Annotated in this window: 1 pseudogene; it reads left to right on the top strand. The window is 59.8% G+C overall.

The window, feature by feature from the left end:
• Positions 1 to 259: pseudogene (locus Abin_RS15580) on the top strand (DUF6118 family protein); the annotation flags it as partial.

Here is a 259-nt window from a genome sequence, read left to right as displayed (position 1 = left end):
GCAGGCGTGGCGGGATAACCGGCCACCAGATTACACGGAGGATCTGGCTCGTGTCGTAAAAGCCATGAACGCGGTCGGTGCGCGGATGAAGGCGATCGAAGACACTCCAACGCTGAAAATGACGCCTCAGGCGTATGGGCAAGGGATACGCGAGGAAGGACTGGCCGCCAGCCGGAGACTGGAGGGGGTCTTTCAGAAAGCGATTGGAGACGTTCGGGAAGAGCGGCAGGCGTTAGCTGGTATCATCGGTCAGGCCAAT

The sequence above is a fragment of the Acetobacter indonesiensis genome (genome assembly GCF_000963945.1).
Lineage (GTDB): Bacteria > Pseudomonadota > Alphaproteobacteria > Acetobacterales > Acetobacteraceae > Acetobacter > Acetobacter indonesiensis.
The sequence above is the reverse complement of the archived record's forward strand: the minus strand, read 5'-3'. Positions and strand labels throughout refer to the sequence as shown.